The following is a 24,682-nucleotide window of genomic DNA, read 5'->3' on the forward strand; positions in this document are numbered from 1 at the left end:
GCCGAGGCGTGAGAGGGAGGGAGTGCACGAACTGCGCGCTGGAGTGCGCACAGACAATCGCCAATACTAGCACGCCGGGCGTGTCGGCCCTCACGCCCTCACGCCCTCACGCGGTGAGCGTGTATCGCGATCTGCCGGCGAGCCTCGGAGTTCTCCGCGCATCGACCCACGGCGGCGGCACGAGCCACACGGTCGCCTCGACACCCGGCCCGTCGATGCGGATCTCCCATCCGTCGGCGTGCAGCCGATGATGGCACCCGGTGCACAGAAGCACTCCGTTGCCGAGATCGGTGCGTCCGCCGTCGCGCTCCCACCACGCGAGATGGTGCACATGACACCAGGCGGGTGGCGCCCCGCAGGAGACGCACCCGCCGTCGCGCTCGGTGACGGCGAGCTTCTGCGCCGGCGTGAAGAGCCGCCGCGCCCGCCCCCAGTCGAGGATCTCGCTCTCGCCGCCGAGCACACACGGGATGACCTGCGCATCCGCCGCCATGCGGCGGACAGTCGATGCGGGCACGGGCTGCGCGAAGCCGTCGATCGTCGCGCTGCCGACGCCGGCCTGCAGGTCGGCGAGGTCTACCCGCACGACGACCGTCGCGGTAGGCGCCATCGGCACCGCCGCGCACCCGACCGCGTGCCGACAGAGGTCGGCGAGGGCATCCGCCTGCATCTGCCTCACAGAGCGCTGGTCGCGATCTTCCGCACGGCCGTGTTCGTTACGACGCAACCCCTCGCCGACGAGCGTGTCGATCGCCGCCTTGACAGGGGCACCGGTCTCGGGGTCGAGTCTGCCGGTGATCACCAGCATCCCGTCGCGCTCCTGGAGGACCAGCGACCGATCGGAGCGCAACTGTTCGTGTCGTGGCTCAATGCCGTCGGGGTCGAGATGCGCCTCAGCGCGGGCCAGGAGCTTGCTCAGCTCGTCGGGACGCATACCGGGCGCGAGCGCCACCAGCTGACATTCGGCCTCGTCGAGGCGGCCCGCGTCGATACGGAGGGAGAGCCGATCGAGCAGGCTCACGATCGCCGCTGCCGCCGTCACGCCGAGACGCCCCGAAGACACCGCGCCGGCGACGTGAGGATGCTTGGCGGGCAGCGCCTCGCCGGCGAGCGACATCCGCGGTGCGGTCGCCTCGCCCACCTGCACGATACGCACGGCTTCGCCGACGCTGGTGCCCGTGGCGGTCGAGATGAGCACGGCTGGCGAGGCGAACCCCTGTCGCTTGGCGAGCGAATCCTTGCCCAGCTCGCGCCGCGACTGTCTCGAGATCTCGGCCGCTACCAGCGCGAACGCGGCATCGACATGACGCTTGAGGGCGCCGAAAGCCTGCCCCACCGCCATCAGCTCGGCCGGGGACAGCGCCGATGCGGGACGATCACCACCCGCGGCCACGAGCGCGCGCAACGCCTCGGTGATGCCGTCGACCGAGCTGGTGTCCATGACACGATTATAGTACACATGTTCTATTTTGATCAAGGTGAGAATGCGATCTATGTTCTAGAGGTCGCACGAGTCTCACGCGGAAGGAGGTGCCGCACCCCTGCCCCACCGAAACGAAGACACGGTCGGGTCGCCGGCGATCCAGAATCGCCAGGGAAACTCGTGCGTGCCGGCGACCCCCGCCACGCCCACACGCGGGCCCGCCGAAATGGATGCGGCGGCCGCGCGCGGCAGGTCCAACCGCGCCCGGGCGCCCGCGCGCTCGGGTCCGAGCGCCATGACCCCTCCCTCCGCGGCGACCCCGCCCTCAGCTGCGACCCCGGCCTCAGCTGCGACCCCTCCGCGTCCGACAATCGCGTCGATCCCATCGTGGGCGGGGTGCCGCAGGCCCAGAGCCTGGCCGAGCCGGCCGGGTCCGCGGGCGAGGTCGCGCGCGGTCTGCGCCCGCGGACGGCGTCGCACGGCGACATCCTGCCCCTCGACGATCTCGCCGGCGCGCAGCAGCACTCCGCCGGCCACGCCGTCGGGGCCGCACACGACGTTGACGCACGAATGGATTCCGTGGCTCAGGTAGACGTACAGATGGCCGGGCTCACCCCACATCGTGGCGTTGCGCGCGGTCTGTCCGCCGCGCGCGTGCGAACCGGGATCGGGCACGGCCCCGGTGCCGAGCCCGTGGTACGCCTCGACCTCGGTCAGGCGCACGACGACGAGCTCGCCCTCGACCTGGGTCGTGAGAAGCGCGCCGAGCAGACGCGGAGCGATCTCGAGCGGAAGCGCCTCGAGATCGTCGCGGGTCGCCGGTCGATGCCCGCGACTGAATGTAGACCGGCGCCCCTCGGTCACGGCATCGCCACGGCGCACCAGGAGATGTCGGTGCCCTGGAGGGTCGTGACCACCTCCGCGTCCGCCGTGTCGACGATCGTCGTCTCGAGCCGCTCCGGAAGGGGACGGGTGTAGAGGTCGTAGGGGTTCTCTGCCAGATCGGGGGCGACGATCACGGCCGCGTAGCGACCGCTCGGCGACGCGCACGTCTGCATGACGGCATCCCCTCGATCGGTGAGCTCGAGCAGAGGGGTCACGGCGCCGTCCGCAGCGACGGAGGCGATGAGCTGCGATTGCGGAAACCCGTCGGCCCCCATCTGCGTGAAGGTGCGCAGGGTCGCTCCCTCGACGGTCGGGGTGACGGGCCCCGGGATGCCGAGCGCCTCCGCGCCTTCGGCGGCGACGAGGGGCTCTTCCGAAAGGTCGGTGAGATCCAGCACGACGGTGCCCTCGGTGCGTTCGACGATCACTCGTCCCGTGCCGCGCTCGACGCCCGAGAGCGCCAGCGCGCCGCCCAGCAGCACCGGCTCGGCATCGAGGTCGCGGGTCTCGACCAGGCGCAACTGCCCGTCGAAGGTCAGCACGACAAGCGCGGAGGTCTGCGGCACGAACGCCCACTGCACGACGCGCGCGTCTTCGCCCACCTCGATCCGTGTCGGCTCGGCCGCGGGATCGTCCATGCGAGCGAGGTACAGCGCCGCCTCGATCCCGCCGCCCGCGCCGATGTCGAGGTCGGTGTAGGTGTAGCCGACGAGACCGCCGTGGTCGGCCGCCTGGAGCGTCGTGATCGTGCCCTCCCCGGGCATCGTGAACTCGGCGGGATCCCCCTCGCCCGTCACGACCGAGAGCGCGGCGGCCCCGTCCGCATCGGTCGTGTGCACGACGATGCCGTCGCGGGAGGCACGGAAATCCTCGATCTGCGCCGCCGTGTGCACCGGAACCGCCTCGTCGCCCGCGAGATTGCTGGAGAAGATGACATCGTCCTCGTCGGCCCGCCGCTGCAGCACGTAGAGGGGCGGGATGCCGGTGGTGAACGCGTGCGCGAGAGTCGCGGTCGGCCCGCCCGAGGAGCCCTCGACCCCCGTGATCTCGACGCGGTACTCGGTGTCGGGGTCGAGCGGATACGTGAACTCGACGGCGATGTTGCGCCCGGCCGCCTCGAGGGTGAAAGCGGCAGCGGGCTCTACACTCACCTGCGCGGGGTCGATCTCGGCGAGCGGCTGGTTGGTGGTGAAGACGATGCGCTGACCCGCGGCCTCCGCGGCGGCCTGGGCATCGACCGCGACGGCGCTGACCCGCGGGCCCTGAGCCAGGCTGACCGCGGCGCCCACGGCGCCGGCGACGACGAGGCCGGCGATCACGATGGCGAGCATCCGCGTGAAGCCCCCACCGGCACGGCGGCGACGCGCGGCGCGGGTTGCGGGCTCAGTACTCATACGGGTCCCCCGGCTCGGCGACCGCCTGCACGCTGGCCGGCTGCAGCACGAGGCCGCCGCCCTGCCTCGCGAATTCGCCCGAGACCTCCACCCATTGCCCCGGTTCGAGGTCGCCGTCCACGTCCCTCACCGTGACGGGGACGCTGGCGGCCTGGGCGTCGATGACGCAGTGCACGATGACGAGGCGCGTCAGGTCGAAGGTGCCGTCCTCGCCGGGCGCGACGAAGCCGACGAGAGTCGCGGGCTCGCCCACGAACCGCGCGGGATCCGTCGTGGTCGCCAGCACCGACGCCCACTCCCCCACGCCGAAAGAGGAGGTGTCGTCCGAAGACGCCAGCGCCAGCGTCGCCGAGGTCGAGAGCACGGGTGGCGCGCCGGTCGAGCGGGCGAGCGCGAGCTCCGCCGAGAGGGATGCCGGGGGCAGCGCGACCGCGAGCGTGACGAACACCGTCGAGATCACGGCCCCGATCGCGGTGGCCGCGGCGGCGAACGGCGCCCGACGGGGGGCGTCGGTGCGGTCGTCGTGCTGCTCGCCTGTCGCGAACTGCGGGTGGGATGCGCCCGGACCCGCACGATGCGACAGGCGAGCAGCATCCCGTGCCCGGGCGCGCGTGGGTGGGGCGGCGGCGGCGGCCGCGGCATCGGGCGCGGCGGACGCGGCATCGGGCGCGGCGGACGCGGGGGGCGCGGAGGCGGCATCGGGCGCGTGCCCACCGGCGTGATCGTGCTCGTCGCGAGAGATCGGCACCGCGCACGAGGCGACGCCCACGACGAGCAGCAGGATCGACATCGACACCGCCCACCAGGCCGCGTCGGGGTTGATGTACAGGCCGATGCGTCCGGTCGCCCACAGCCCCAGGGTCACGACGGCGAGGGCGCTCGCGAGCCCCACGCCGAGCCAGCGCAGGCCCAGCGCGCGCCCTCCGGTCCACCGGTCACGCAAAGAGGTTCACCCCCACGGCGATGACGAAGGCCGCGCTGATCACGACCGCCACCATGCCCGCGAGCGTGCGCGTCGTGAAGGTCGTGCGCATGAGCGCGAGCATCTTGACATCGACGAGCGGACCCACGAGCAGGAAGGCGACGATCGAGCCCGGCGTGAACGTCGAGGCGAACGACAGCGCGAAGAACGCGTCGACATTGGAGCAGATCGCGACCGTCAGCCCGAGCAGGATCATCGCGAAGATCGACAGCACGGGGTTCGAGCCGATCGCGATCAGCACGTCGCGGGGCACGAGCACCTGCACGGCGCCGGCGATCGCCGAGCCGATGATCAGCGCGGGCATGACGGCGCGCAGCTCGCGCACGAACAGTTCGAGGCTGCGCTGTACGCGCGTTCCGTGCAGGTGCTCGTCGAACGCGCACTCGGCACGGAACCGATCGGTGAGCAGGGCGTCGGGATTCGGATGCCGCGAGTACAGCCATCCGATCAGGTTCGCGATCGCGTAGCCGCCGAGCAGGCGTGCCACGAGGATGCCGCCGTCCCAGCCGAACGCCTGATGCGTCGTGAGGATCACGATCGGGTTGACGATGGGCGCGGCGATGAGGAAGGTCAGCGTCTCGGGCACCGTGAATCCGCGGATCAGCAACCCGCGTGCGAGCGGGACGTTGCCGCACTCGCACACCGGCAGGAACATGCCGAGCAGCGACAGCACCATGCGGCGCGCCCACGCCCGGCGCGGCATCCACACCTCGAGCAGTCCTGCCGGCACCCACACCTGCACGACGATCGAGAGCACAAGACCCAGGGCGATGAAGGGCAGGGACTCGATCAGCACGCTCAGGCCGAGCGTGAACCCGTCCTGCGCCCGCGTGGGCAGCGACGCCGAGAAGAGTGTCGGAGCCCACACGTCGATCGCGACGAGCACCCCGACGACGGCCAGGCCGATCGCGGCACCGATGAGCGGAACGGTCCCGCGGGCGTGCAGGCGCGCGGTACGCACGGGCGACGACCCGGTGGGCGCGGGATCCGGCGCGGTCGTCGTGCGCCCGCCGCTAGAGGCTGCCACGCTCGTCGGTCCGTGCCGTGGCGCAGGCCGTGCACAGCCCGAAGATGTCGACGACGTGCTCCGCCTCCGTGAATCCGTTCGCGGCCGCGGTGCGCTGCGCCCACTGCTCGACGTCGGTCGCCTCGATCTCGACGGTGAGGCCGCACGAGCGGCAGATCAGATGGTGGTGGTGTCCGGCGCTCACACACGCCCGATACAGGCTCTCGCCGTCGGGACTCTGTAGATTGTCGGCCTCGCCGCCCGCCGCGAGGTCGGCGAGTGCCCGGTACACGGTCGCCAGACCGATGCCGGTGCCCTCGTCGCGCAGGGTCGCGTGCAGCGACTGCGCGCTGACGAACCCCCGGGCCCCGCCGAGGGCATCGCGGACGCGGTCGCGTTGCCACGTGTTGCGCTTGGCCATGGGGAGAAGTCTAAGCCTCGGGGTGCTTGGAGGCCGGTGTGCGCCGCCTGTGCGCGCCCGAAGAGCGGCGCCATGCGATCACCCGGCACACGACGTAGATCAGGAACGAGATCGTCGTGATGTAGGGGCTCACGGGCAGCGTGCCCGCGATCGCGAGCAGGATGCCGCCCACGGCCGAGACGAAACCGAAGCCCGCCGCGAGCAGCGGCACCGACACGGGCCCCGACGCCACCCGCATCGCCGCGGCCGCGGGGGTGACCAGCAGCGCCATGACGAGCAGCGCGCCGATGATGTGCACGCTCACGGCGACGATCAGACCGAGCAGCAGCATGAAGGCCATCGACACGAGCGTCGTCGGAACGCCGCGCGCGGCGGCGGACTGCGGGTCGAGCGAGTCGAAGCGCAGCGGTCGCCAGATGAGCACCAACCCGGCGAGCACGACGACGCTGATGCCGATGAGCCAGCCCAGCTGCCCGCTCTGAACCGAGACGATCTGCCCCGTCAGCAGGCTGAAGCGGTTAGCACTGCGGCCGCTGTACAACGACAGGAAGAGGATGCCCAGGCCCAGTCCGAAGGGCATGAGAACGCCGATGATCGAGTTGCGGTCGCGCGCGCGGGCACCCAACCACCCGATGAGCATCGCGGCGACGATCGATCCGACGATGGATCCGGCGACGACATCCACCCCGATCAGCAGTGCGGCGGCGGCTCCGGCGAACGACAGCTCGCTGATGCCGTGCACGGCGAAGGCCATGTCGCGCTGCATGACGAAGACGCCGATGAGACCACCCACGAGACCGAGCACCGCGCCGGCGAGGACCGAGTTGGACACCAGGGCGAGGATGTCGCCGTAGTCGGCGAGACCGCCGAACATCGCCTCCCACACGTCGGCCCAGCTCACGGGTGCTCCTCATCGTGGTGATGGTGGGACTCTTCAGCGTCGGGGGCCCCGACCACCACGAGCCGGCCACCGGCGCGCAGCACGAAGACGGGCGCGCCGTACAGGTCGGAGAGCACCCGGGAGTCCAGCACCTCGTCGGGACGGCCGAGGGTGAACCGGCCGCCCGCCAGGTAGAGGATGCGATCGACCTTGTCGAGCACCGGGTTGATGTCGTGCGTGACGAAGAGTACAGCGGCACCCGTGGTGCGGCGATGACGGTCGATCAGGCCGATGACCGCCTGCTGGTTGGCGAGGTCGAGGCTCGTCAGCGGCTCGTCGCACAGCAGCAGCCGCGGGTCGTCGGCCAGTGCCTGCCCCGCGCGCAGCCGCTGCTGTTCGCCGCCCGAGAGCTGCCCGACCGGACGATCGGCGAAATCGCGCGCGCCGACCGCATCGAGCAGTGCATCGACGCGCTCCCGATCGGCGCGGCGGGGGATGGGGAGGCCGAAGCGATGGCCGTTGACGCCGAGCGCGACGAGGTCGCGTCCGCGCAGGGCGGCATCGCGGGGCAGGGGTCGCGACTGCGGGATGTACCCGATCCGGCGGTTTCCCGCGGCGCGCACCGGCTCGCCCAGAGCGGTGATCGCCCCTTCCGAGAGCGGCTCGAGACCGAGGATCGCGCGCAGCAGCGTCGTCTTTCCCGACCCGCTCGGTCCGAGCACCGCGAGGAACTCGCCGGGCTCGACCTCGAGATCCAGGCCGCGCCAGAGCTCCCGCTCGCCGCGGCGCAGCGCGGCGCCGCGGATCTCGAGGGGTCGTGCGGGACTCACCCGGCCAGCGCGGCCGAGATCGCCTCGACGTTCTCCAGCATCCACGAGATGTAAGTCTGGCCCTCCGGCAGCGTTTCGGAGAATTCGATCACCGGGATGCCGTCCGTCTCGGTTGCATCGAGCACCTGCGTCGTCTCGGCGCCGCCGGTCTGGGTGTTCGCGATCACGAGGGCGACCTCACCGGAGGAGAGCAGGTCGAGGGCCTCGAGCAGGGTCGCGGGGGGCACGTCCTGTCCCTCCTCGACGGCCTCGCTGAAGGCCTCGGGTGTGACGTTGTCGAGGCCCGCGGCGGCCGCGAGGTAGACCGAGACCGGTTCGGTGACGAAGATCCGGGCACCGCCGTGCGCAGCATCCACCTCGGCGAGCGCTTCTTCGATCGTCTCGATCTCGGCGGCGAACGCCTCGGCGTTGGCCTCGAAGGTCGCAGCCTCGTCGGGAAGCAGTTCGGCGAGCTCCTCGGCGATCGCCTCGGCGACGTGCGCCATGGTGTGGGGGTCGTACCAGACGTGCTCGTTGAAACCCTCGATGTGGTCGTGGCCGGCGTGCTCGTCTTCTGCGTGTTCGTCTTCTGCGTGTTCGTCGCTGTGCTCGCCTTCCGTCTCTTCGTCGGAGTGCTCCTCGGCGCCCGGGTAGTCGTGCGAGAACTCGGAGGCGGTGATCACGTGCGCGCCGGCGCCGCTGGAATCGATGAGCGCGTCGATGAAGGAGTCGTAGCCTCCCCCGTTCTCGATGATGAGGTCGGCGCGCGACACCGTGAGCTGGTCCTGCGCGCTCGGCTCGAAGTCGTGGGGGTCCTGTGCCGATGAGGTGATGATCGCGCTGACCTCGACGGCGTCGCCGGCGACCTGCTGCGCGATGTCGGCGTAGACGTCGGTCGAGGCGACGACGGTGATCGCGTCGGTGTCGGCGCCGCTCGCGTCGGCATCGGCGCCGGAGGCGCAGCCGGCGAGAGCCAGGGCCGACACGGCCGGAAGGGCGAACAGAGGCAGGAGACGTCGAGTGCGGGTCACATGACGAGTCTAAAGCTAGTGATAATCATTCTCAAATTGAGGGATGCCGGGCTGGGCCCTTCGACGAGCTCACGGCGCGCGAGGCCTGCGCACCGGCCGAGGGCGCGCGAAGTCAGTCGAGGAGGAGGGCGGGCTCCTCGAGCACCGACGCGACGTCCGCCACGAAGCGGGAGACACCGTCGCCGTCGACCACGCGGTGATCGAAGGAGCCCGACACGGTCGTGACCCAGCGCGGACGCACCTCGCCGTCGACGACCCACGGCTTCTGCCGGATCGCGCCGAGCGCGATGATGCCGACCTCGCCGGGGTTGATGATCGGCGTGCCCGCGTCGACGCCGAAGACGCCGATGTTGGTGATCGTGATCGTGCCCCCGCGCTGATCGTCGGGCGTCGTCTTGCCCTCGCGTGCGGTGAGCGTGAGCTTCTCGAGTGCGCGCGCCAGCTCACGGGTGTTCAGCTCCTGCGCGTCCTTGATGTTCGGCACCAGCAGCCCCCGAGGGGTCGCGGCCGCGATGCCGAGGTTGACGTAGTGGCGCACGCGGATCTGCGCGCCCTCGTCGGTGTCGATCCAGGCGGCATTGACCATCGGCGTGCGGCGCACGGCCCAGATCACGGCGCGCGCCATGATCAGAAGAGGCGAGACCTTGACGTCGGCGAAGTCCGGCGAGGCCTTGAGTCGCTTGACCAGTTCCATCGTGCGCGAGGCGTCGACGTCGACCCACACCGACACGTGTGGGGCGGTGTAGGCGCTGCTGGTCATCGCACTGGCGGTGGCCTTTCGAACACCCCGCACCGGGATGGACTCCTCGCGAGAGGCGTCCATCGAGACCGCCGCCGCGGAAGCGGCCGGCGCATCGGCCGCGGTCGCAGCGGGGGCCGGAACGGGGATCGTCTCTTCCCGCACATCGCCCCACTCCGGAGTCTCGATGTTGCGGAACACGCTCGCCTGCGAGGCGTGCCGCATCACGTCGTCGCGGGTCACCTCGCCCGCGGTTCCGGAGGGCTGAACCGCCGTCAGATCGACGCCGAGATCCTTCGCGAGCTTCCGGATCGGCGGCTTCGCGACCGCGCCGACCGCCGCGGCGACGGGAGCCGCAGCGCGCGGGCGCCGGCGGGACTGCACATGGCCGCCCGTGCCGTACCCGACCAGCACCGACCCGCCGGCCTCGTCCGCGGCCGCGGCGGCCGGCGCCGGCGGCGCGGCGGGCGCGGAGGCTGCGGCGTCCGCGATCGTGATGATCGCCGCTCCGACCTCGACCGTGGCACCCTCGTCGGCGAGCAGTTCGCCGACGGTGCCCGCAAAGGGCGAGGGCAGCTCGACGAGTGACTTGGCCGTCTCGATCTCGACGAGCACGTCATTGACCGCGACCTGGTCGCCCGGAGCCACCCGCCACGCGACGATCTCGGCCTCGGTCAGGCCCTCCCCGACGTCGGGGAGAAGGAATGTCTGGGTGCTCATCGAGTGATCCTCTCGGGTCTACGGGCACAACACTCCGGAGAACCGGAGTCGAGCGGGCGGTGTGAGCGCCGCAGCGCGACCCGCAGCAGCGTTGCTCCGGAGTGTTGTGCCGCCTGCGGGGTCATCGGTTGGTCTCTCAGTACGCCAGGGCCCGGTCGACGGCCTCAAGGACGCGGTCGGCGTCGGGCAGGTACACACCCTCGAGCTTCGCCGGCGGGAACGGGGTGTCGAAGCCCGACACCCGCAGCACCGGCGCCTCGAGGGAGTAGAAGGCGCGCTCCATCACGGTCGCCGAGATCTCGCTGCCCACGCTGACGAACCCGGGGGCCTCCTGCGCGTAGACCATGCGGCCCGTGGAGCGCACCGACTCGAGGATCGGGTCGTAGTCCACCGGAGACAGCGAACGCACATCGACGACCTCGCAGCTGACCCCCTCGCCCTCGGCGAGGGCGGCGGCCTGCAGCAGCGTCGTCACCATCGCGCCGTGCCCCACGAGGGTGACATCGGTGCCGCGGCGGACGATCCGGCTCGCGTGCAGAGGCAGCGCACGCGCCGACGTGTCGACCTCGCCCTTCTGCCAGTAGCGGCTCTTGGGCTCGAGGAAGATGACGGGATCATCCGAGGCGATCGCGTCCTGGATCATCCAGTAGGCGTCGTTCGCCGTCGACGGGCTGACGACCCGCAGACCCGGAGTGTGTGCGAAGTACGCCTCGGGGCTCTCCTGGTGGTGCTCGACGGCGCCGATGTGCCCGCCGTAGGGAATGCGGATGACGATCGGCATGCGGAGGGCGCCCTCGTGCCGATTGGTGATCTTCGCCAGCTGCGTCGTGATCTGGTCGAAGGCGGGGAAGACGAATCCGTCGAACTGGATCTCGAGGACGGGACGGAACCCGGCCATCGCGAGGCCGATCGCGGTGCCGACGATGCCCGACTCGGCGAGCGGGGTGTCGATCACGCGGCGCGAGCCGAAGTCGGCCTGCAGACCCTCCGTCACGCGGAACACCCCGCCCAGCGGACCGATGTCCTCGCCCATCAGCAGCACACGATCACTGTCTTCGAGCGCCTTGCGCAGCCCCGCGTTCAGGGCGCGGCTGAGCGGCATCGTGGTCGCGGCGCTCATGCCTGGCCCCCCTCGAAGGATGCCTCGTAGTCGCGCAACCAGGCGCGTTGAGCCTCCATCAGCGGGTGCGGCTCGGAGTAGACGTGCTCGAACATGTCGTCGGCGCGCAGGCCCTCGAGGGCCATCGTGCGCGCGCGGACGTCGGCCGCGACATCCCGTCCCTGCTCGTCGATGCCGTCGAAGAAGCCCTGCGCCGCCCCGCGCCCCTCGAGGAACGCGCGCATGCGCGCGATCGGGTCGCGCTGCGCCCACGCACGCTCTTCGTCGCTCGTGCGGTACTTCGTGGGGTCGTCGCTCGTGGTGTGCGCGCCCATGCGGTAGGTCACGGCCTCGATCGCGCGCGGTCCGCCACCGGCGCGCGCCTCGTCGAGGGCGGTGCGGCTCACGGCGTAGCTGGCGAGCACATCGTTGCCATCGACCTGCACGCTCGGGATGCCGTAGCCCGCCGCACGGTCGACGAGAGGCGCCTTGGACTGCGTGGCGACGGGAACCGAGATCGCCCACTGATTGTTCTGCAGGAAGAAGACCTGCGGCGCATCGAAGCTCGCCGCGAAGACCATCGCCTCGTGCACGTCGCCCTGACTCGAGGCGCCGTCGCCGTAGTAGACGATGACGGCCTCGTCGCGTTCGGGGTCACCCGTGCCGCACCGGCCGTCGAATGCCAGACCCATGCCGAAGCCCGCCGCGTGCAGCGTCTGCGAGCCGAGCACGAGCGTGTAGATGTGCGTGTTGCCGTTGGCGGGATCCGTCGGATCCCACCCGCCGTGGGTGAGCCCCTTCATGAGCCGGACGATGTCGACGGGGTCGACACCGCGGATCATGCAGACCACATGCTCGCGGTAGGAGGGAAAGAGGTGATCCTGCGGACGGGCGGCGTGGGCTGACCCCACCTGTGCCGCCTCCTGCCCGAAACTCGGCGGCCAGAGGGCGAGCTGACCCTGCCGCTGCAGGTTGGTCGCCTCACGATCGAAGGCCCGCACGACGACCATGTCGCGATAGAACCGCTCGAGGTCGGCGTCGCCGAGGGCGTCGATGATCGGTCGGTACTTCTCGGCGGCGGGGGTGGGCGCGAGTGTTCCGTCGGCCGTGAGCAGACGCACGACGTCCGGGGATTCGAGCGGGGTCACCTGCCCTAACCTAACGTTCCGGGAGAGGGGTGCCGGGGTAGGTTCTCGACAACGGATGCCGCAACCCGTAGGACCTTGTCGACAGATTCTTCCTCTCCGACGCTGATGCGGATGCCGTCGCCCGCGAACGGCCGGACGATCAATCCGGCACGCTCGAACTGCTCCGCAACCTCGAGGGTGCGCTCGCGGGTGGCGAGCCAGACGAAGTTGCCGTGCGGCTCGGGCACCGCCCAGCCGATCTCGCGCAGGGCGGCGGCGAGCCGGTCGCGGCGCTCCACGATCGTCGCGACGCGCTCGACCAGCGCCTCCTCGACGGCGAGACTCGCCAGCGCGGCCTCCTCCGCGTGCGCCGTCACCGACAGTGGCACCGCCGTGCTTCGAGCCGCGTCGAGGATGCGCGGGTGGCCGATCGCGTAGCCGATGCGCAGGCCCGCCAGGCCGTACGCCTTCGAGAAGGTGCGCAGAATCACCACATTCGCGTGCCCCGTGAATCCTTCGGCGCCCAGCCCGTCGACGGCATCCGGGTCGGTGACGAACTCCGCGTAGGCCTCGTCGAGGATGATCAGCACGTCGGCGGGCACCCGCGCCACGAATCGCGCGAACTCGTCGCGATGCACGGCCGGGCCGGTCGGGTTGTTGGGGCTGCAGACGATGACGGCCCGCGTGCGCGGGGTGATCGCGTCGGCCATCGCGTCGAGGTCGTGCCGCGCGTCGGCGTCGAGGGGCACGGTGACGCTCGTCGCCCCCGTCACGGTGACCAGCATGGGATAGGCCTCGAACGAACGCCACGCGTAGACGATCTCGTCGCCGGGCCCCGCGACCGCGGAGATCAGCTGCGCGAGGATCGAGACGCTGCCGGCGGCGGCGTGGACAGCATCCACCGGCACGTCGTACCGGTCGGCGAGCGCGTCGCGAAGGCGCCCGGCTGTGGCGTCGGGGTAGCGGTTGATCGCGGCTGCCGCGTTCAGCGCCTCGAGCACACCGGGCAGCGGATCGAAGGGATTCTCGTTGCTCGAGAGCTTGTGCGCGCTCGCGTCGGCCTGCTTGCCCTGCTTGTAGGCCGGCAGCGCGGCGATCTCGGGGCGGATGCGCACCGGAGCGTCGTCGTGCGGGGGCGTGGGTGCGGCGTCGGTCACGCCGTCGAGTCTACGAGCGGGGGATGCTGTCGCCCCGCGTCCGCGCCCGGTCGGCGAGGATCCGAGGTGGTACCGATCCGGTATTGGTACCATTTCGGTATGGCCATGACGGTGCGACTTCCCGCTGACCTCGACCGCGCGCTGAATCGCATCGCCGAGGAAGAACATGTCTCCAAGCACTCGCTGCTCCTGCGCGGCGCGGAACTGATCATCGCGCGACGATCCCGCATCGATCAGGTGGATGCGGCCGTCGACTTCGTCCTGGCTCATGATGCCGAACTGATGAGCAGACTCGAAGACGCGTGACCGAGTTTCTCAGCCTCGACGACGCCATGCACGTCGCACGACGGATGGGGTTCCACGTGAGGGATGCGGGACTACTCGCCTCCGCTCTCGCTCGCCCTGCGACGACTCTCTTCGGCGAGGACGCCTACGCGAGTATCGAGCTGAAGGCCGCGGCATTGCTCGAAAGTGTCGTGCGAAATCGTGCCTTCGTCGACGGAAACAAGCGCAGCGGTTGGACGCTGACTGTCGCGTTCCTGTGGGTGAACGGGTACCGGCACGACTTCACCGCCGATGCCGCGTTCGATCTGGTGGTCGGTGTCGCCGAGGGCGCGCTCGAGCTCGACGAGATCGCCGAGACGGTGCGCACTCACCTCGTGCCGCTCGGCGGCTGATCCGACGCCCCGAGCCCTCGCGAGCGCGAAGCGGCCCGTGCCAGACTGGGCCATCATGCGCTTCATCGTCCGCGTCGTCGTCAACGCCTTCGCCATCTGGGTCGTGACCCTGATGCCCGCCCTGCAGGTGTCCGTCACGCCCTTCGCACCCGGCGAGACCCTGCAGCTCGTGCTCACCCTCCTGTTGGTGGCCGCGATCTTCGCGATCGTCAACACCGTGATCGGCACCGTCATCAAGGTGCTCGCCTTTCCTCTTTACATCCTCACGCTCGGCCTCATCTCGCTCGTGATCAACGGTTTTCTGCTGTGGTTCACGGCGTGGATCACGTCGTTCTTCGGCTTCGGCCTGGACGTCGGCGACTTCTGGTGGGGAGTGCTGGCCGCCCTGATCATCTCGATCATCAACTGGATCTTCGGCATCATCCTGCGGCCCCGGCGCGAGGACTGAGCGCCCCCTGCCGCCGCGCGGAGTACTCGGTCGACGTCACCCGCTCGGCGGTGCCGAGCTCGGTCCACAGCTCGGACAGCCGCGCGGCGCGCGGATCGGGTGACGCATCGATCAGCCCGGCGGTCTCGATGTAGGCCTGCATGTGGTGCGCCGGGATGCCGAGATCGTGCGGCCCCGGGAGCGGGTCGGCCAGACGCTGCACCACCATGCTGCCCGGTGCCCCGATCGGCTCGGCGCGCGGGGGCCCTGCGAGGGCGGCGACGACGTCGTCGGTGTGGCGGACATCGACCGACAGCACGTCGGATGCGACGGTCGACGGCGTCGGGGATCCGAACGCGACGACGGTGCGCACGTCGAACTCCCCCGCCGTCGCTAGCGCCTGCCCGATCAGCGCCCCCTGCGAGTGCGCGAGGGCGTGCACCGGCTCACCCGGCGCGACTCCCGACTGGCGCATCGCCTCGACCACGGCGTCGTACGACGCAGACCCCTGCCCCGCATACAGCTGCAGATTCGAGGCCATGTCGAAGGGATCACCCGCCGAGCGCGGCACGATCGCACCGAACTCCTGCGTGCCCGTGATGTACACCGCCCACTCCCGCGAACCGTCGGGCATGTCGTAGCGCTCGACCCTCACCCGCGAGTCCGCCCCGCCGGGGATCCGGGCGGCCGCGCCCGCGAGACCCGCCGGCGCACGCACCTCCGCTCTCGTGCGGACCGGCGAGACGTCAGGCGGCGGAGCCGTCGGCGCGGCCGGCGCCCCCGCGAACGGAGGCGGCGGGCCCAGCGCCGGGCTGCGGCCGAGGATCGGCGGCGGTCCCGCGGGGGCGGGGCCGCCGGGCGACGACGCCGAGGGGATCCGCGGCGTGCCCGGCCGCGCGGATCGATGACCGGCATTGAGCAGCCAGGCCGCGCCCGAGAGCAGCGCGACGCTCGCGCCGGCCGACGCCGCTCCCATCGGGCCGCCGGGCAGCCAGCCGCCGAGATGCGCCTGCGCGGCGAGACCGCCGACGGATTCGGGCTCGCGCGCGGCGCGCGCCAGCCCGAAGGTGACCAGCGGCGAGATGCCACCTGCCCAGCCCCATCGTTCTCGACCCAGCGCGAGCACACGCTCCTCGATCGCCGCCCGCTCGATCACCTCCCCGGCCGCGGTCGCGAGCATGAGTCGCGCCTCCAGCTCGACGATCTCGTAGAGGTCGGCCGCCGCGCCGAGATCGTGGGCCAACTCCTCGAGCCGGCCCGCGAGATGCTCGGCGGCCAGCGCCTCGCGCGCCAGCGTGGCATCCGCGCCCCACAGCGCCGATCGCCCCTCCGCGCTCGTCAGGCCGGCGACGCATCGAGCCGCGTACTGCAGGCCCCTCCGCGCCTCCCGCACACGCTCGGCGAGCGCCGAGGCCGTGTCCCGCGCCGCGCGGAGGCTCGCCGTGTCGACGTGCACCGCGCCACCGGAGCGGATGTCGAGCTCGTCGCTCACGACACCGGCGCCACGGATCGAGCAAGGACCCGCAGTTCGTCGCGTGCGGTGTCGACCTCGCCCACGAGCGTGCGCACGGCGCCACGGCACGCCGATGCGAGATCGCGGAACGCCTCGGCCGCGGGGCTCTGCCAGGCGACGCGCGCGGCGAGGACACCGAGCTCGACCTCGATGGCCTCCAGATCCGCCAACGCCGTCGACGCGGCGAGCTGCGCCTGGGCCACCAGCCCGGCACTCCACAGCGAGAGCACATCGGATCCCGACGCGGGGGCAGGAGGCGGGGGCGGCGGGGGCGGCATCCGCCCAGAATCGCCCGCGGACCGGGGGCGCAGCATCCACCCCGACGGTCTCGGGGAGAGCGCAGCGACGCGAGCCACTGGGGAGGACGTGCGGCCGTGCGCAGGGCGGGGGTGTCGGCGGCGGTGCATCCCGGCAGAATGGGGGACATGACGACGCCACCGGCTGCCGCGCCGTTCCGGGTGGTGTTCGTCTGCACCGGAAACATCTGCCGCTCCCCCATGGCCGAGGTCGTGCTGCGCACCCTCGCCGAGCGGGCAGGACTCGCTTCGCGCGTGCACTCGACCAGCGCCGGCACCGGCGACTGGCACGTCGGTGAGCGCGCCGACCATCGCACGCTCGCCGCGCTCGAGCGGCGGGGCTACGACGGCGGCCTGCATCGCGCCCGGCAGTTCACGACCGACTCGTTCGACACGAACGACCTCGTGATCGCGCTGGATCGCAGTCACGAGCGGATCCTGCGCGGGTGGGCGCGCCGCGACGACGACGCCGACAAGGTTGCGCTGCTGCTGGGCTTCGAGCCGCAGGCCACGGCCCTCGACGTCCCCGACCCCTACTACGCGGGCCCCGCGAAGTTCGATGAGGTGCTGGGTATGATCGAGAGCGCGACCCGCTCGCTGTTCCACCAGCTGGAGCCCGCCATCCGGCCGGGGTCGCGTCCCACCTCACTGCCGTACGGAGCCGGATCGTGACCACGCTTCCCCCTCAGCCGCTGAGCCCCCTCGACGGGCGCTACCGACCGGTTGTCACCGCGCTCGCCGACCACCTCTCGGAGGCGGGCCTGAACCGCGCCCGCGTCGAGGTCGAGGTCGAGTGGCTGATCACGCTGACGGATCGTTCCCTGTTCGGCACGCACCCCCTGCCCGACGACAAGAAGACCGCGCTGCGGGCGCTGTACCTGACATTCGGGCAGGCGGAGATCGACTGGCTCGCCGAGCGCGAGGCCGTGACCCGGCACGACGTCAAGGCCGTCGAGTACCTCGTGCGCGATCGCCTCGCCGCGCTCGATCTCGACGCGATCGCCGAGCTCACACACTTCGCGTGCACGAGCGAGGACATCAACTCCCTCTCGTACGCGCTCACCGTGCAGCGCGCCGTCACGCAGGTGTGGCTGCCCGCGCTGCGTGCCGTGATCGAGCGTCTGAGGCAGCTCTCCGCCGAGCACCGCGACGCACCCATGCTCTCCCGCACGCACGGCCAGCCGGCGACCCCGACCACGATGGGCAAGGAGCTCGCCGTCTTCGCCGCGCGCCTGCAGCGCGTCGCGGCGCGCATCGAGGCCTCCGAGTACCTCGGCAAGTTCTCGGGCGCGACCGGCACCTGGTCGGCGCATCTCGCCGCCGCGCCCGAGGTGAACTGGCCGCTCGTCGCCCGCGAGTTCGTCGAATCCCTCGGGCTCGACTTCAACCCGCTGACCACCCAGATCGAATCGCACGACTGGCAGGTCGAGCTGTACGACCTCGCGCGTCACGCGGGCGGGATCCTGCACAACCTCGCGACGGATGTCTGGACCTACATCTCGCTCGGCTACTTCACGCAGATCCCGGTCGCCGGCGCGACGGGCTCGTCGACGATGCCGCACAAGATCAACCCCATCCGGTTCGAGAACGCCGAGGCCAACCTCGAGATCGCAGGAGCGCTGTTCGGCTCGCTGTCGCAGACGCTCGTCACCTCGCGCCTCCAGCGCGACCTCACCGACTCGTCGACCCAGCGCAACATCGGCGTCGCCTTCGGGCACTCGCTGCTCGCGCTCGACAACCTGCGGCGCGGGCTCGGCGAGATCTCGCTCGCCGCCGACCTGCTGCTGGCCGACCTCGACGCAAACTGGGAGGTGCTCGGCGAGGCGATCCAGACCGTCGTGCGCGCCGAGGTCGTCGCGGGCCGGTCATCGATCAGCGACCCCTACGCGTTGCTGAAGGAGCTCACCCGGGGCCGTCGTGTGGGCGCCGCCGACCTCGCCGTGTTCATCGGCGGGCTCGAGATCGGCGATGCGGCCCGCGAGCGCCTGCTCGCACTCACCCCCGCCACATATACGGGACTCGCGGCACAGCTCGTCGACGAGGCCTGAGCGACAGCATCCGTCGCGGCGCGTCGCGCGCCCGCGCGCCTCACACGCGGCGAACCCACATTTTTGCAGCGAGCCACCAATCGACGTGTGGTGGGTCGCTGCAAAAGTGTGGGTTCGCCGGCCGCGGGCGCCCGAGGCCGGGTCGGGCACGGCCGCGCGGGCCCCGACCGGCGAGGCGCGCGTCAGGCCGTGGGGCCGGATGCCGGGGGCCGGTCGTCCTCGTCGGGCAGCAGCACCGGGCGGTCGATCGGGCGCTCGACCTCGGCGGGGTCGACCGCGAGAAGCAGCAACGACAGGCCGAGCAGCACCACGATGAAGGTGATGCCGGCGACGATCCCGGTGAGCGGCAGCGCGGACGCCGCACCGACAGCGGGCTGGAACCCACCGGCGGTCATGAAGGTCACGCCGCCCGCGAAAACGGCGCACGCGAAGGCGATGCCCAGCAGCTGCACGGGGCGCAACAGGTCTCGGCGGGTGGGTCGGTCGCTCATGCGTGGTCCTCGGAACGTGCGGGTTCGGGGGTGGATGCTGCCACCGGCTGCCGCGGGGAGAAGCCCGCGATCGCGAGGTACACCGCGACGATCGCCGCGTAGGCCCCGAAGACACCGACGGCGATGACCGTTCCCGTCAGGGTGTAGGTCGCGTCGGCTTCGGCGATCGTGTACTCCAGCGCGTACCCGGCGGGGACGAGGGACGTTCCCGCGGCGAGCGCGAGCGTGATGACCCCGACCGTGAGGGTGTCGCGCGCCTCGGGCCGCGGCACCTCTGCACGGCGGCGATCGCGCAGTCCCGCGACGAGCTCGATCACGCCCGTGGTGAGGGCCCACACGATGATGATGCCGAAGAAGAGGGCGCTCGAGCGCCACGGACCGACGCCCGCGAGCATGCCCGCCACGAGCGAGAAGGCTCCGATCGAGACCGGCGCTGCGCGGCGGCCCGCGGGATAGGTGAGCCACCCGGCCGCGAAGAGCACGAGCGCGGTGGCGATGCCGAAGCCGCTGAAGACGGCGAGCCCCACAGCGGCGGAATGATCGCCCGAGAAGGTGATCATGATCGCCGCGATCGCCGCGATCGCGGCGCGCGAGAGCTGCACGTGGCGCAACGCGAAGCGCTGCGCGGGTGCGGCGGGGCTGGCGGCGGGTGCGGACGGGCTGGACACGGCGGAACCTTGTGTAGACGTGGGGATGCCTCCAGTCTAGGTCGTGGCGCAGCGACGACCGCCGGGTAGCCGACGATCGGACGGACCGAGAGGACATCATGGCCGCGAATACGGACACCGAGACCGACGGCTTCACCGAAGCCGAGCGTGCGGCGATGAAGGAGCGCGCCGCCGAGTTGCGCGCGCAGAAGGGCGGCGCGAAGAAAGCCGATCAAGCTCAGGCCGTTCTCGAGAAGATCGCCGAGATGCCCACCGACGAACGCGCCCTCGCAGAGCGCGTGCACGCGATCGTCGTGACCACCGCACCCCAGCTCGATCCGAAGCTCTGGTACGGGATGCCCGCCTACGCCAAGGACGGCAAGGTGCTGTGCTTCTTCCAGGCGGCGACGAAGTTCGAGAGCCGGTACTGCACGTTCGGCTTCAACGACGGGGCGAGCCTCGACGACGGCGAGATGTGGCCGACGTCCTTCGCCCTCGTGTCGATGAGTGCCGCGACCGAGAAGCGGATCGCCGACCTCGTGCGGCGCGCACTCGACTGATCCGGCACCGGTCGCCTCCCCCGCCGGCGCCGCACCGGCCGCGACGGGGGCGGCGGCCCCTAGGCTCGATCGGGTGGAGACGCACGACGTCATCGTGATCGGAGCGGGCCTGGCCGGCCTGCGCGCCGCCGAACGTCTCGCGCGAGCAGGGCTCGACGTCGTCGTGCTCGAGGCGGCGGGCGCCGTCGGCGGGCGCCAGCGCACCGATCGCGTCGACGGGTTCCTGCTCGATCGCGGTTTCCAGGTGCTCAACCCGCCTATCCCGCTGTGCGGCGCTGGGTCGACGCGCAGTCCCTGCGGATGCGCGCCTTTCCGGTCGGCGTGCGGGTGCGGCGTGCGTCCGGCTTCGCCGAGCTCGCACACCCCCTCCGACATCCACGTCGGCTGCCGGCCACGCTGCGCAGCGGGCTGATCGGGCCTCGGGATGCTGTCGCCCTCGCCCGCTGGACCGCGCCGGTGCTGGCGCGGCCCGCGGCCGTCATCGGCGGTGCCGACCGCGCCCTGCGGGATGGCTGGGATCGTGTGGGCCTGCGCGGGCCCCTCCGCACGGAGGTCCTCGAGCCGTTCCTCTCCGGCGTGCTCGCGGAGGATGCCGGAGGGACATCGGACGCCTTCGCCCGCCTTCTGGTGCGGATGTTCATCCTCGGGCGTCCGGGTGTGCCCGATCGGGGGATCGCCGCGCTGCCCGCGCAGTTGGCCGCCTACGCGCGCGCGGCGGGTGCCGGCATCCGCGTGTCTCGGCGCGTGGTCGGCCTGTCCGCGCGGCGAGATCGCACGGAGGTCTCCGTCGACGATGCCGAGACGATGTCCGCGCGCGCCGTCCTCGTCGCGGTCGATCCGCGCGCACTGCCCGCGCTGACCTCGCTACCGGCACCGGCGATGAAGGGTCTGCAGACGTGGTGGTTCGCCGCGGAGGCCGTACCGGCGGCATCCCCCCTGCTCACCGTCGACGGGCGGCGCGACGGACCGATCGTGAACACCGCCGTGATGAGCGCGACGGCACCGTCATATGCACCCCACGGCATGCACCTCGTGCAGGCGACCTGCCTGCTCGGGGCCGGGCGACCCGCAGCCACGGAAGCTGTGGTGCGGCGGCAGCTCGTCGAGCTCTGGGGCTCTGAGGCCTCGACGTGGCGCCTGCTGCGGCGAGACGACATCGCCGACGCATTGCCGGCGCAGCCGGCTCCGCTGCGCACACGCCGGTCGGTCAGGGCCCAGCCGGGCGTCTACGTCGCCGGAGATCACCGCGACACGGCCTCGATCCAGGGTGCGCTGGTCTCGGGCGAGCGAGGCGCGCGGGCGATCATCGCCGACCTCGCACGCACGCCCTGAGCCCGGACCCGCGCCCCGAGCCCGGACCCGCGCCCTGAGCCTGTCGAAGGGCACCGCCCGCGCGGAACCCGCCCTCAGCCCGCCAGGAACTCGACTGCCGCGGCGCGGAAGTCGCGCGAGCCGGGGGTGTTGAAGTGATGGCGCCCGGGGATCTCGACGAACGAACCGTGCGGCGTGGCCTCGGCGAGGGCACGAGAGCGTTCGAGGATCGCGTCTTCGCTGCCCGTCGCGAACAGGATCGGCTGCCGAGGCGGATCGGCGGGATCCGGGTCGGCGTCGCCGAGGCGCATGCCCTCCGCGAGCGCCACGAGCGAGCGCAGGTCGTTGCCCGCCACGCGCTCGGAGAGCGTGACATAGTTGCGCGTGGTCTTGTCGGTGATCTCGGTGCCGTGCTCGACGAACGCGCGGGCCTCATCGAGCTTGAGGCGGCCGAGCGGCGTGCCATCCGGAATGCCGCCCAGAACCGCGCGCGAGACGCGCAGCGACTCCTCGACCGCCAGTTGCCACCCCACCCGTGCGCCGAGGGAGTACCCGACGTAGCGGGCCTCGTCGACCAGGTAGGTGTCGAGCACGATCTCGAGGTCTGCGATCAGGGCGTCCATCGTGTAGGCCCGGGGGTCGTGCGGTTTGTCACTCGCCCCGTGACCGCGCTGATCGACACCGACCACCCGATACCCCGCGCGCGTCAAATCTCGCACCCACCCGGTGTTGACCCAGTTGTCGCGGCAGCTCGATGAGAACCCGTGCACGCACAGCACGGGGTCTGCCTGCGGGTCGCCCCACGTGTAGGTCGCGATCCGGTGACCCTCGTTCGACATCACGAACTGGGGATCGGGCATCTCGGTCAGCAGGGAGGGGGCGGTCATGGCTCCCAGCATCCCACCTACGCACCCGGGCAGACCTCACCAGGAGCCGGGCGCGTAATCCTTGAGGAAGACGCCGAACACGTCCTCCCCGGCCTCGCCGCGGACGATCGGGTCATAGACCCGCGCGGCGCCGTCCACGAGGTCGAGGGGTGCGTGGAAGCCCTCCTCCGCCAGGCGGACCTTCGTCGGGTGGGGCCGTTCGTCGGTGATCCAGCCCGTGTCGACGCTCGTCATCAGGATGCCGTCGCTCTCGAGCATCTCGCGGGCGCTCGTGCGCGTGAGCATGTTCAGCGCCGCCTTGGCCATGTTGGTGTGGGGGTGGCCGGGGCCCTTGTATCCGCGACCGAACACACCCTCCATCGCGCTGACGTTGACGATGTAGGTGCGCCGCGCGGGGCTCGCCGCCAGGGAGACGCGGAGTTTGGAGACGAGCAGGAACGGGGCCGTCGTGTTCGCCAGCTGCACCTCGAGCATCTCGAGCGGATCGACCTGGTCCACCGACTGCGTCCACGAGTTGACGTCGTGCAGGTCGGGCACAAGACCTCCGGCGTCGATCGCGGTGCCCGCCGCGAGCCGGTCGAGCGAGCTGGATCCCGCCGCCATCGCCTGCTCGGTGAGCGCGTCGGCCCGCGCCGCCGCGGCCGCGAGCACGGGGTGCGCCGCGACCGAGCGCTCGAGCGCCTGCGGGTGCTGGTCATTCGTGTGCCCGAAGGTGACCAGCTCGGGCAGCGGCCCCTCGGGCAGGGGCGCGAGCTCGGCATCCACCAGCGGTTGATAGGCCCCCGGCGAGCGCCGCACCGTCTGCGCGGCGTTGTTGATCAGGATGTCGAGCGGCCCTGCCGCCGCGACGTCGTCGGCGAGGCCGATCACCTGCGCCGGGTCGCGCAGGTCGATTCCGACGATCTTCAGGCGATGGATCCAGTCGGCGGCGTCGGGCAGGCCGGAGAAGCGCCGCACGGCGTCGCGCGGAAACCTCGTGGTGATCGTCGTGTGGGCGCCGTCGCGCAGCAGCCGGAGCGCGATGTACATGCCGATCTTGGCGCGTCCGCCCGTGAGCAGCGCCCGCCTGCCGGTCAGGTCGGTGCGGGCGTCGCGTTTGGCGTGGCTCATCGCCGCGCAGTCGGGGCAAAGCTGGTGATAGAAGGCGTCGACCAGGGTGTACGGCTGCTTGCAGATGTAGCATCCGCGCGCCTTGAGGAGCGTGCCCGCCGTCGGCGTCGTCGTGCGGGTGCTGATCGGGATGCCGCGCGTCTCGTCGTCGATACGGTCGGGCGCTCCGGTGGCCGTGGCTGCGACGACGCTGCGGTCGGCGCGCTGGATCGCCTCGCGGATCTCGCGACGGCGTTCCTTCTTGACGGCCTTGAACATCGCCGCCGTCGCGCGGCGGACGGCGACGTAGTCAGGGTGCGTCTCGTCGACCGCGGCCATGCCCGCCAGCACGCGCAGGGTCGTGGCGAGGTCGGCGGGGTCGATGCCGCTCGGGGCGGCGGGGGGCTGGGAGGGCACACGCGATTCTACGCCGGGGTCCGTTGCGTGCGGAGCCGCCGAAGCAGGCGCCCGAAAGCCATCTCGTTTGCGCCCGCGCCCGGCGCGCGCGAAGCTCGACCCTGTGCATGACGACAGCGACGAGGATCCCGTCACCCACTGGGAGAGCAGGTATGCCTCTCGCAGCGCCGTATGGTCGGGTGCCGCCAACGCCTCGCTCGTCGAGGCGGTCGCGGACCTCGAGGTCGGATCCGCACTCGATCTCGGCTGCGGCGAAGGGGGCGACGTCATCTGGCTCGCCCGCCGGGGATGGGCCGCGACCGGAGTCGACCTCTCGCCGACGGCCGTGCGGCGCGCGACCGAGGCGGCCCGAGCGGCGGGGCTCGACATCCATCGAGCGTCGTTCGTCGCCGCTGACCTCGCGACGTGGGAGAGCGAAGAGACGTACGACCTGGTCACCGCCAGCTTTCTGCAGTCGATGGTCGAGCTGCCCCGCACGAAGATCCTCCGCCGCGCGGCCGAGCGTGTCGCTCAGGGCGGCCACCTGCTGATCGTTTCGCACGCGGCGCCACCGCCGTGGGCCGCGGCGACCTTCGCGGAGAAGCACGCGCACCGATCGCACTTTCCGACCCCGGCAAGCGAGCTCGTCGACCTGGCGCTCGACGAC

At 71.4% G+C, this 24,682-nt stretch carries 27 protein-coding genes and 1 pseudogene; 9 read left to right on the plus strand and 19 right to left on the minus strand.

The window, feature by feature from the left end; translation table 11 throughout:
- Positions 1 to 106 precede the first annotated feature (106 nt).
- The 13 genes from DI573_RS02985 to DI573_RS03045 all read right to left on the minus strand — a co-directional run bounded on the left by DI573_RS02985 (position 107) and on the right by DI573_RS03045 (position 13,673).
- Positions 107 to 1,441, minus strand: a complete 1,335-nt coding sequence (locus tag DI573_RS02985) for an HNH endonuclease signature motif containing protein (protein ID WP_292810483.1) — start codon at positions 1,439 to 1,441, stop codon at positions 107 to 109.
- 75 nt (positions 1,442 to 1,516) lie between these two features.
- Positions 1,517 to 2,287: a DNA-3-methyladenine glycosylase gene (locus DI573_RS02990; protein ID WP_292810486.1), complete on the minus strand. Its 771-nt coding sequence runs from the start codon at positions 2,285 to 2,287 to the stop codon at positions 1,517 to 1,519.
- On the minus strand, positions 2,284 to 3,702 hold the full coding sequence (locus DI573_RS02995) for a hypothetical protein (RefSeq protein ID WP_292810488.1): 1,419 nt from the start codon (positions 3,700 to 3,702) through the stop codon (positions 2,284 to 2,286). The genes DI573_RS02990 and DI573_RS02995 overlap by 4 nt, the downstream gene beginning before the upstream one ends.
- The gene (locus tag DI573_RS03000) at positions 3,692 to 4,645 is read right to left on the minus strand and encodes a DUF1980 domain-containing protein (RefSeq protein WP_292810489.1); all 954 of its coding nucleotides are present in this window, start codon (positions 4,643 to 4,645) and stop codon (positions 3,692 to 3,694) included. The genes DI573_RS02995 and DI573_RS03000 overlap by 11 nt, the downstream gene beginning before the upstream one ends.
- Positions 4,638 to 5,630 (minus strand): permease, encoded by a 993-nt coding sequence (locus DI573_RS03005; RefSeq protein ID WP_292810534.1) that lies wholly within the window; start codon positions 5,628 to 5,630, stop codon positions 4,638 to 4,640. Before DI573_RS03005 ends, DI573_RS03000 begins: the two co-directional genes overlap by 8 nt.
- A 67-nt stretch (positions 5,631 to 5,697) precedes the next feature.
- The gene (locus DI573_RS03010) at positions 5,698 to 6,111 is read right to left on the minus strand and encodes a transcriptional repressor (RefSeq protein ID WP_292810491.1); all 414 of its coding nucleotides are present in this window, start codon (positions 6,109 to 6,111) and stop codon (positions 5,698 to 5,700) included.
- Positions 6,112 to 6,121: 10 nt separating this feature from the next.
- A complete protein-coding gene (locus tag DI573_RS03015; protein ID WP_292810493.1) occupies positions 6,122 to 7,012 on the minus strand; it encodes a metal ABC transporter permease in 891 nt (296 codons plus the stop codon).
- Positions 7,009 to 7,821, minus strand: coding sequence for a metal ABC transporter ATP-binding protein (locus DI573_RS03020; protein WP_292810495.1), 813 nt, complete (start codon positions 7,819 to 7,821; stop codon positions 7,009 to 7,011). The genes DI573_RS03015 and DI573_RS03020 overlap by 4 nt, the downstream gene beginning before the upstream one ends.
- On the minus strand, positions 7,818 to 8,831 hold the full coding sequence (locus DI573_RS03025; RefSeq protein ID WP_292810497.1) for a zinc ABC transporter substrate-binding protein: 1,014 nt from the start codon (positions 8,829 to 8,831) through the stop codon (positions 7,818 to 7,820). The genes DI573_RS03020 and DI573_RS03025 overlap by 4 nt, the downstream gene beginning before the upstream one ends.
- Positions 8,832 to 8,943: 112 nt before the next feature.
- On the minus strand, positions 8,944 to 10,290 hold the full coding sequence (locus DI573_RS03030) for a dihydrolipoamide acetyltransferase family protein (RefSeq protein WP_292810499.1): 1,347 nt from the start codon (positions 10,288 to 10,290) through the stop codon (positions 8,944 to 8,946).
- A 136-nt stretch (positions 10,291 to 10,426) separates the two neighbouring features.
- Positions 10,427 to 11,410, minus strand: coding sequence for an alpha-ketoacid dehydrogenase subunit beta (locus DI573_RS03035; protein WP_292810502.1), 984 nt, complete (start codon positions 11,408 to 11,410; stop codon positions 10,427 to 10,429).
- Positions 11,407 to 12,537: a thiamine pyrophosphate-dependent dehydrogenase E1 component subunit alpha gene (locus DI573_RS03040; RefSeq protein WP_292810504.1), complete on the minus strand. Its 1,131-nt coding sequence runs from the start codon at positions 12,535 to 12,537 to the stop codon at positions 11,407 to 11,409. The genes DI573_RS03035 and DI573_RS03040 overlap by 4 nt, the downstream gene beginning before the upstream one ends.
- 5 nt (positions 12,538 to 12,542) lie before the next feature.
- Entirely contained in the window at positions 12,543 to 13,673 is a 1,131-nt protein-coding gene (locus DI573_RS03045; protein WP_292810506.1) for a histidinol-phosphate transaminase, read from the minus strand.
- Between the two features lie 99 nt (positions 13,674 to 13,772).
- Between DI573_RS03045 and DI573_RS03050 the strand changes: the two genes are divergently transcribed.
- The 3 genes from DI573_RS03050 to DI573_RS03060 are packed head-to-tail and all read left to right on the plus strand — an operon-like array spanning position 13,773 to position 14,798.
- On the plus strand, positions 13,773 to 13,979 hold the full coding sequence (locus DI573_RS03050) for a hypothetical protein (RefSeq protein ID WP_292810508.1): 207 nt from the start codon (positions 13,773 to 13,775) through the stop codon (positions 13,977 to 13,979).
- Positions 13,976 to 14,350 carry a type II toxin-antitoxin system death-on-curing family toxin gene (locus tag DI573_RS03055; protein WP_292810510.1) on the plus strand — a complete coding sequence of 125 codons (375 nt, stop codon included), beginning with the start codon at positions 13,976 to 13,978 and terminating at the stop codon, positions 14,348 to 14,350. The genes DI573_RS03050 and DI573_RS03055 overlap by 4 nt, the downstream gene beginning before the upstream one ends.
- A 55-nt stretch (positions 14,351 to 14,405) precedes the next feature.
- The gene (locus DI573_RS03060; RefSeq protein ID WP_292810536.1) at positions 14,406 to 14,798 is read left to right on the plus strand and encodes a phage holin family protein; all 393 of its coding nucleotides are present in this window, start codon (positions 14,406 to 14,408) and stop codon (positions 14,796 to 14,798) included.
- Here DI573_RS03060 and DI573_RS03065 read toward each other — a convergent pair.
- Together DI573_RS03065 and DI573_RS03070 are read right to left on the minus strand one after the other, a co-directional pair.
- Entirely contained in the window at positions 14,770 to 16,269 is a 1,500-nt protein-coding gene (locus tag DI573_RS03065; protein WP_292810512.1) for a hypothetical protein, read from the minus strand. The genes DI573_RS03060 and DI573_RS03065 overlap by 29 nt on opposite strands.
- The gene (locus DI573_RS03070) at positions 16,266 to 16,568 is read right to left on the minus strand and encodes a hypothetical protein (RefSeq protein ID WP_292810515.1); all 303 of its coding nucleotides are present in this window, start codon (positions 16,566 to 16,568) and stop codon (positions 16,266 to 16,268) included. The genes DI573_RS03065 and DI573_RS03070 overlap by 4 nt, the downstream gene beginning before the upstream one ends.
- 147 nt (positions 16,569 to 16,715) lie before the next feature.
- Here DI573_RS03070 and DI573_RS03075 point away from each other — a divergent pair, with 147 nt between their 5' ends.
- Together DI573_RS03075 and purB are read left to right on the plus strand one after the other, a co-directional pair.
- Complete coding sequence (locus tag DI573_RS03075) at positions 16,716 to 17,258, plus strand: low molecular weight protein-tyrosine-phosphatase (RefSeq protein ID WP_292810517.1); 543 nt, start codon at positions 16,716 to 16,718, stop codon at positions 17,256 to 17,258.
- Positions 17,255 to 18,634 (plus strand): adenylosuccinate lyase, encoded by a 1,380-nt coding sequence (purB, locus tag DI573_RS03080; RefSeq protein ID WP_292810519.1) that lies wholly within the window; start codon positions 17,255 to 17,257, stop codon positions 18,632 to 18,634. The genes DI573_RS03075 and purB overlap by 4 nt, the downstream gene beginning before the upstream one ends.
- 182 nt (positions 18,635 to 18,816) lie before the next feature.
- On the opposite strand, the gene DI573_RS03085 is transcribed toward purB, so the two are convergent.
- Together DI573_RS03085 and DI573_RS03090 are read right to left on the minus strand one after the other, a co-directional pair.
- Entirely contained in the window at positions 18,817 to 19,125 is a 309-nt protein-coding gene (locus DI573_RS03085; protein ID WP_292810521.1) for an amino acid transporter, read from the minus strand.
- Positions 19,122 to 19,793, minus strand: coding sequence for an acyl-CoA synthetase (locus DI573_RS03090; RefSeq protein ID WP_292810523.1), 672 nt, complete (start codon positions 19,791 to 19,793; stop codon positions 19,122 to 19,124). Before DI573_RS03090 ends, DI573_RS03085 begins: the two co-directional genes overlap by 4 nt.
- Positions 19,794 to 19,891: 98 nt before the next feature.
- Here DI573_RS03090 and DI573_RS03095 point away from each other — a divergent pair, with 98 nt between their 5' ends.
- From DI573_RS03095 to DI573_RS03100, 3 genes and pseudogenes are all read left to right on the plus strand, one after another.
- The gene (locus tag DI573_RS03095; protein WP_292810525.1) at positions 19,892 to 20,332 is read left to right on the plus strand and encodes a DUF1801 domain-containing protein; all 441 of its coding nucleotides are present in this window, start codon (positions 19,892 to 19,894) and stop codon (positions 20,330 to 20,332) included.
- 94 nt (positions 20,333 to 20,426) lie between these two features.
- Positions 20,427 to 20,528 (plus strand): annotated as a pseudogene (locus DI573_RS14730) (NAD(P)-binding protein); the annotation flags it as partial.
- Positions 20,529 to 20,599: 71 nt separating this feature from the next.
- Positions 20,600 to 21,664 carry an FAD-dependent oxidoreductase gene (locus DI573_RS03100; protein WP_363331330.1) on the plus strand — a complete coding sequence of 355 codons (1,065 nt, stop codon included), beginning with the start codon at positions 20,600 to 20,602 and terminating at the stop codon, positions 21,662 to 21,664.
- 74 nt (positions 21,665 to 21,738) lie between these two features.
- Here DI573_RS03100 and DI573_RS03105 read toward each other — a convergent pair whose 3' ends face one another.
- Both DI573_RS03105 and DI573_RS03110 read right to left on the minus strand, forming a co-directional pair.
- Positions 21,739 to 22,530 (minus strand): alpha/beta fold hydrolase, encoded by a 792-nt coding sequence (locus DI573_RS03105; protein WP_292810528.1) that lies wholly within the window; start codon positions 22,528 to 22,530, stop codon positions 21,739 to 21,741.
- A 36-nt stretch (positions 22,531 to 22,566) separates the two neighbouring features.
- Positions 22,567 to 24,036, minus strand: coding sequence for an SDR family oxidoreductase (locus DI573_RS03110; RefSeq protein ID WP_292810530.1), 1,470 nt, complete (start codon positions 24,034 to 24,036; stop codon positions 22,567 to 22,569).
- Positions 24,037 to 24,139: 103 nt separating this feature from the next.
- Here DI573_RS03110 and DI573_RS03115 point away from each other — a divergent pair.
- A partial coding sequence (locus tag DI573_RS03115) for a class I SAM-dependent methyltransferase (protein WP_292810532.1) occupies positions 24,140 to 24,682 on the plus strand: 543 nt, incomplete at its 3' end.

This window comes from Microbacterium sp. (genome assembly GCF_003248605.1).
Taxonomy (GTDB): Bacteria; Actinomycetota; Actinomycetes; order Actinomycetales; family Microbacteriaceae; genus Microbacterium.

Excerpts from the sequence above, each read along its gene's own strand:
- DI573_RS02985 (WP_292810483.1), bottom strand. The coding sequence starts at position 1,441 with ATGGACACCAGCTCGGTCGACGGCATCACCGAGGCGTTGCGCGCGCTC.
- DI573_RS02995 (WP_292810488.1), bottom strand. The coding sequence starts at position 3,702 with ATGAGTACTGAGCCCGCAACCCGCGCCGCGCGTCGCCGCCGTGCCGGT.
- DI573_RS03010 (WP_292810491.1), bottom strand. The coding sequence starts at position 6,111 with ATGGCCAAGCGCAACACGTGGCAACGCGACCGCGTCCGCGATGCCCTC.
- DI573_RS03030 (WP_292810499.1), bottom strand. The coding sequence starts at position 10,290 with ATGAGCACCCAGACATTCCTTCTCCCCGACGTCGGGGAGGGCCTGACC.
- DI573_RS03035 (WP_292810502.1), bottom strand. The coding sequence starts at position 11,410 with ATGAGCGCCGCGACCACGATGCCGCTCAGCCGCGCCCTGAACGCGGGG.
- DI573_RS03050 (WP_292810508.1), top strand. The coding sequence starts at position 13,773 with ATGGCCATGACGGTGCGACTTCCCGCTGACCTCGACCGCGCGCTGAAT.
- DI573_RS03060 (WP_292810536.1), top strand. The coding sequence starts at position 14,406 with ATGCGCTTCATCGTCCGCGTCGTCGTCAACGCCTTCGCCATCTGGGTC.
- DI573_RS03070 (WP_292810515.1), bottom strand. The coding sequence starts at position 16,568 with ATGCCGCCCCCGCCGCCCCCGCCTCCTGCCCCCGCGTCGGGATCCGAT.
- DI573_RS03075 (WP_292810517.1), top strand. The coding sequence starts at position 16,716 with ATGACGACGCCACCGGCTGCCGCGCCGTTCCGGGTGGTGTTCGTCTGC.
- DI573_RS03085 (WP_292810521.1), bottom strand. The coding sequence starts at position 19,125 with ATGAGCGACCGACCCACCCGCCGAGACCTGTTGCGCCCCGTGCAGCTG.
- DI573_RS03095 (WP_292810525.1), top strand. The coding sequence starts at position 19,892 with ATGGCCGCGAATACGGACACCGAGACCGACGGCTTCACCGAAGCCGAG.
- DI573_RS03105 (WP_292810528.1), bottom strand. The coding sequence starts at position 22,530 with ATGACCGCCCCCTCCCTGCTGACCGAGATGCCCGATCCCCAGTTCGTG.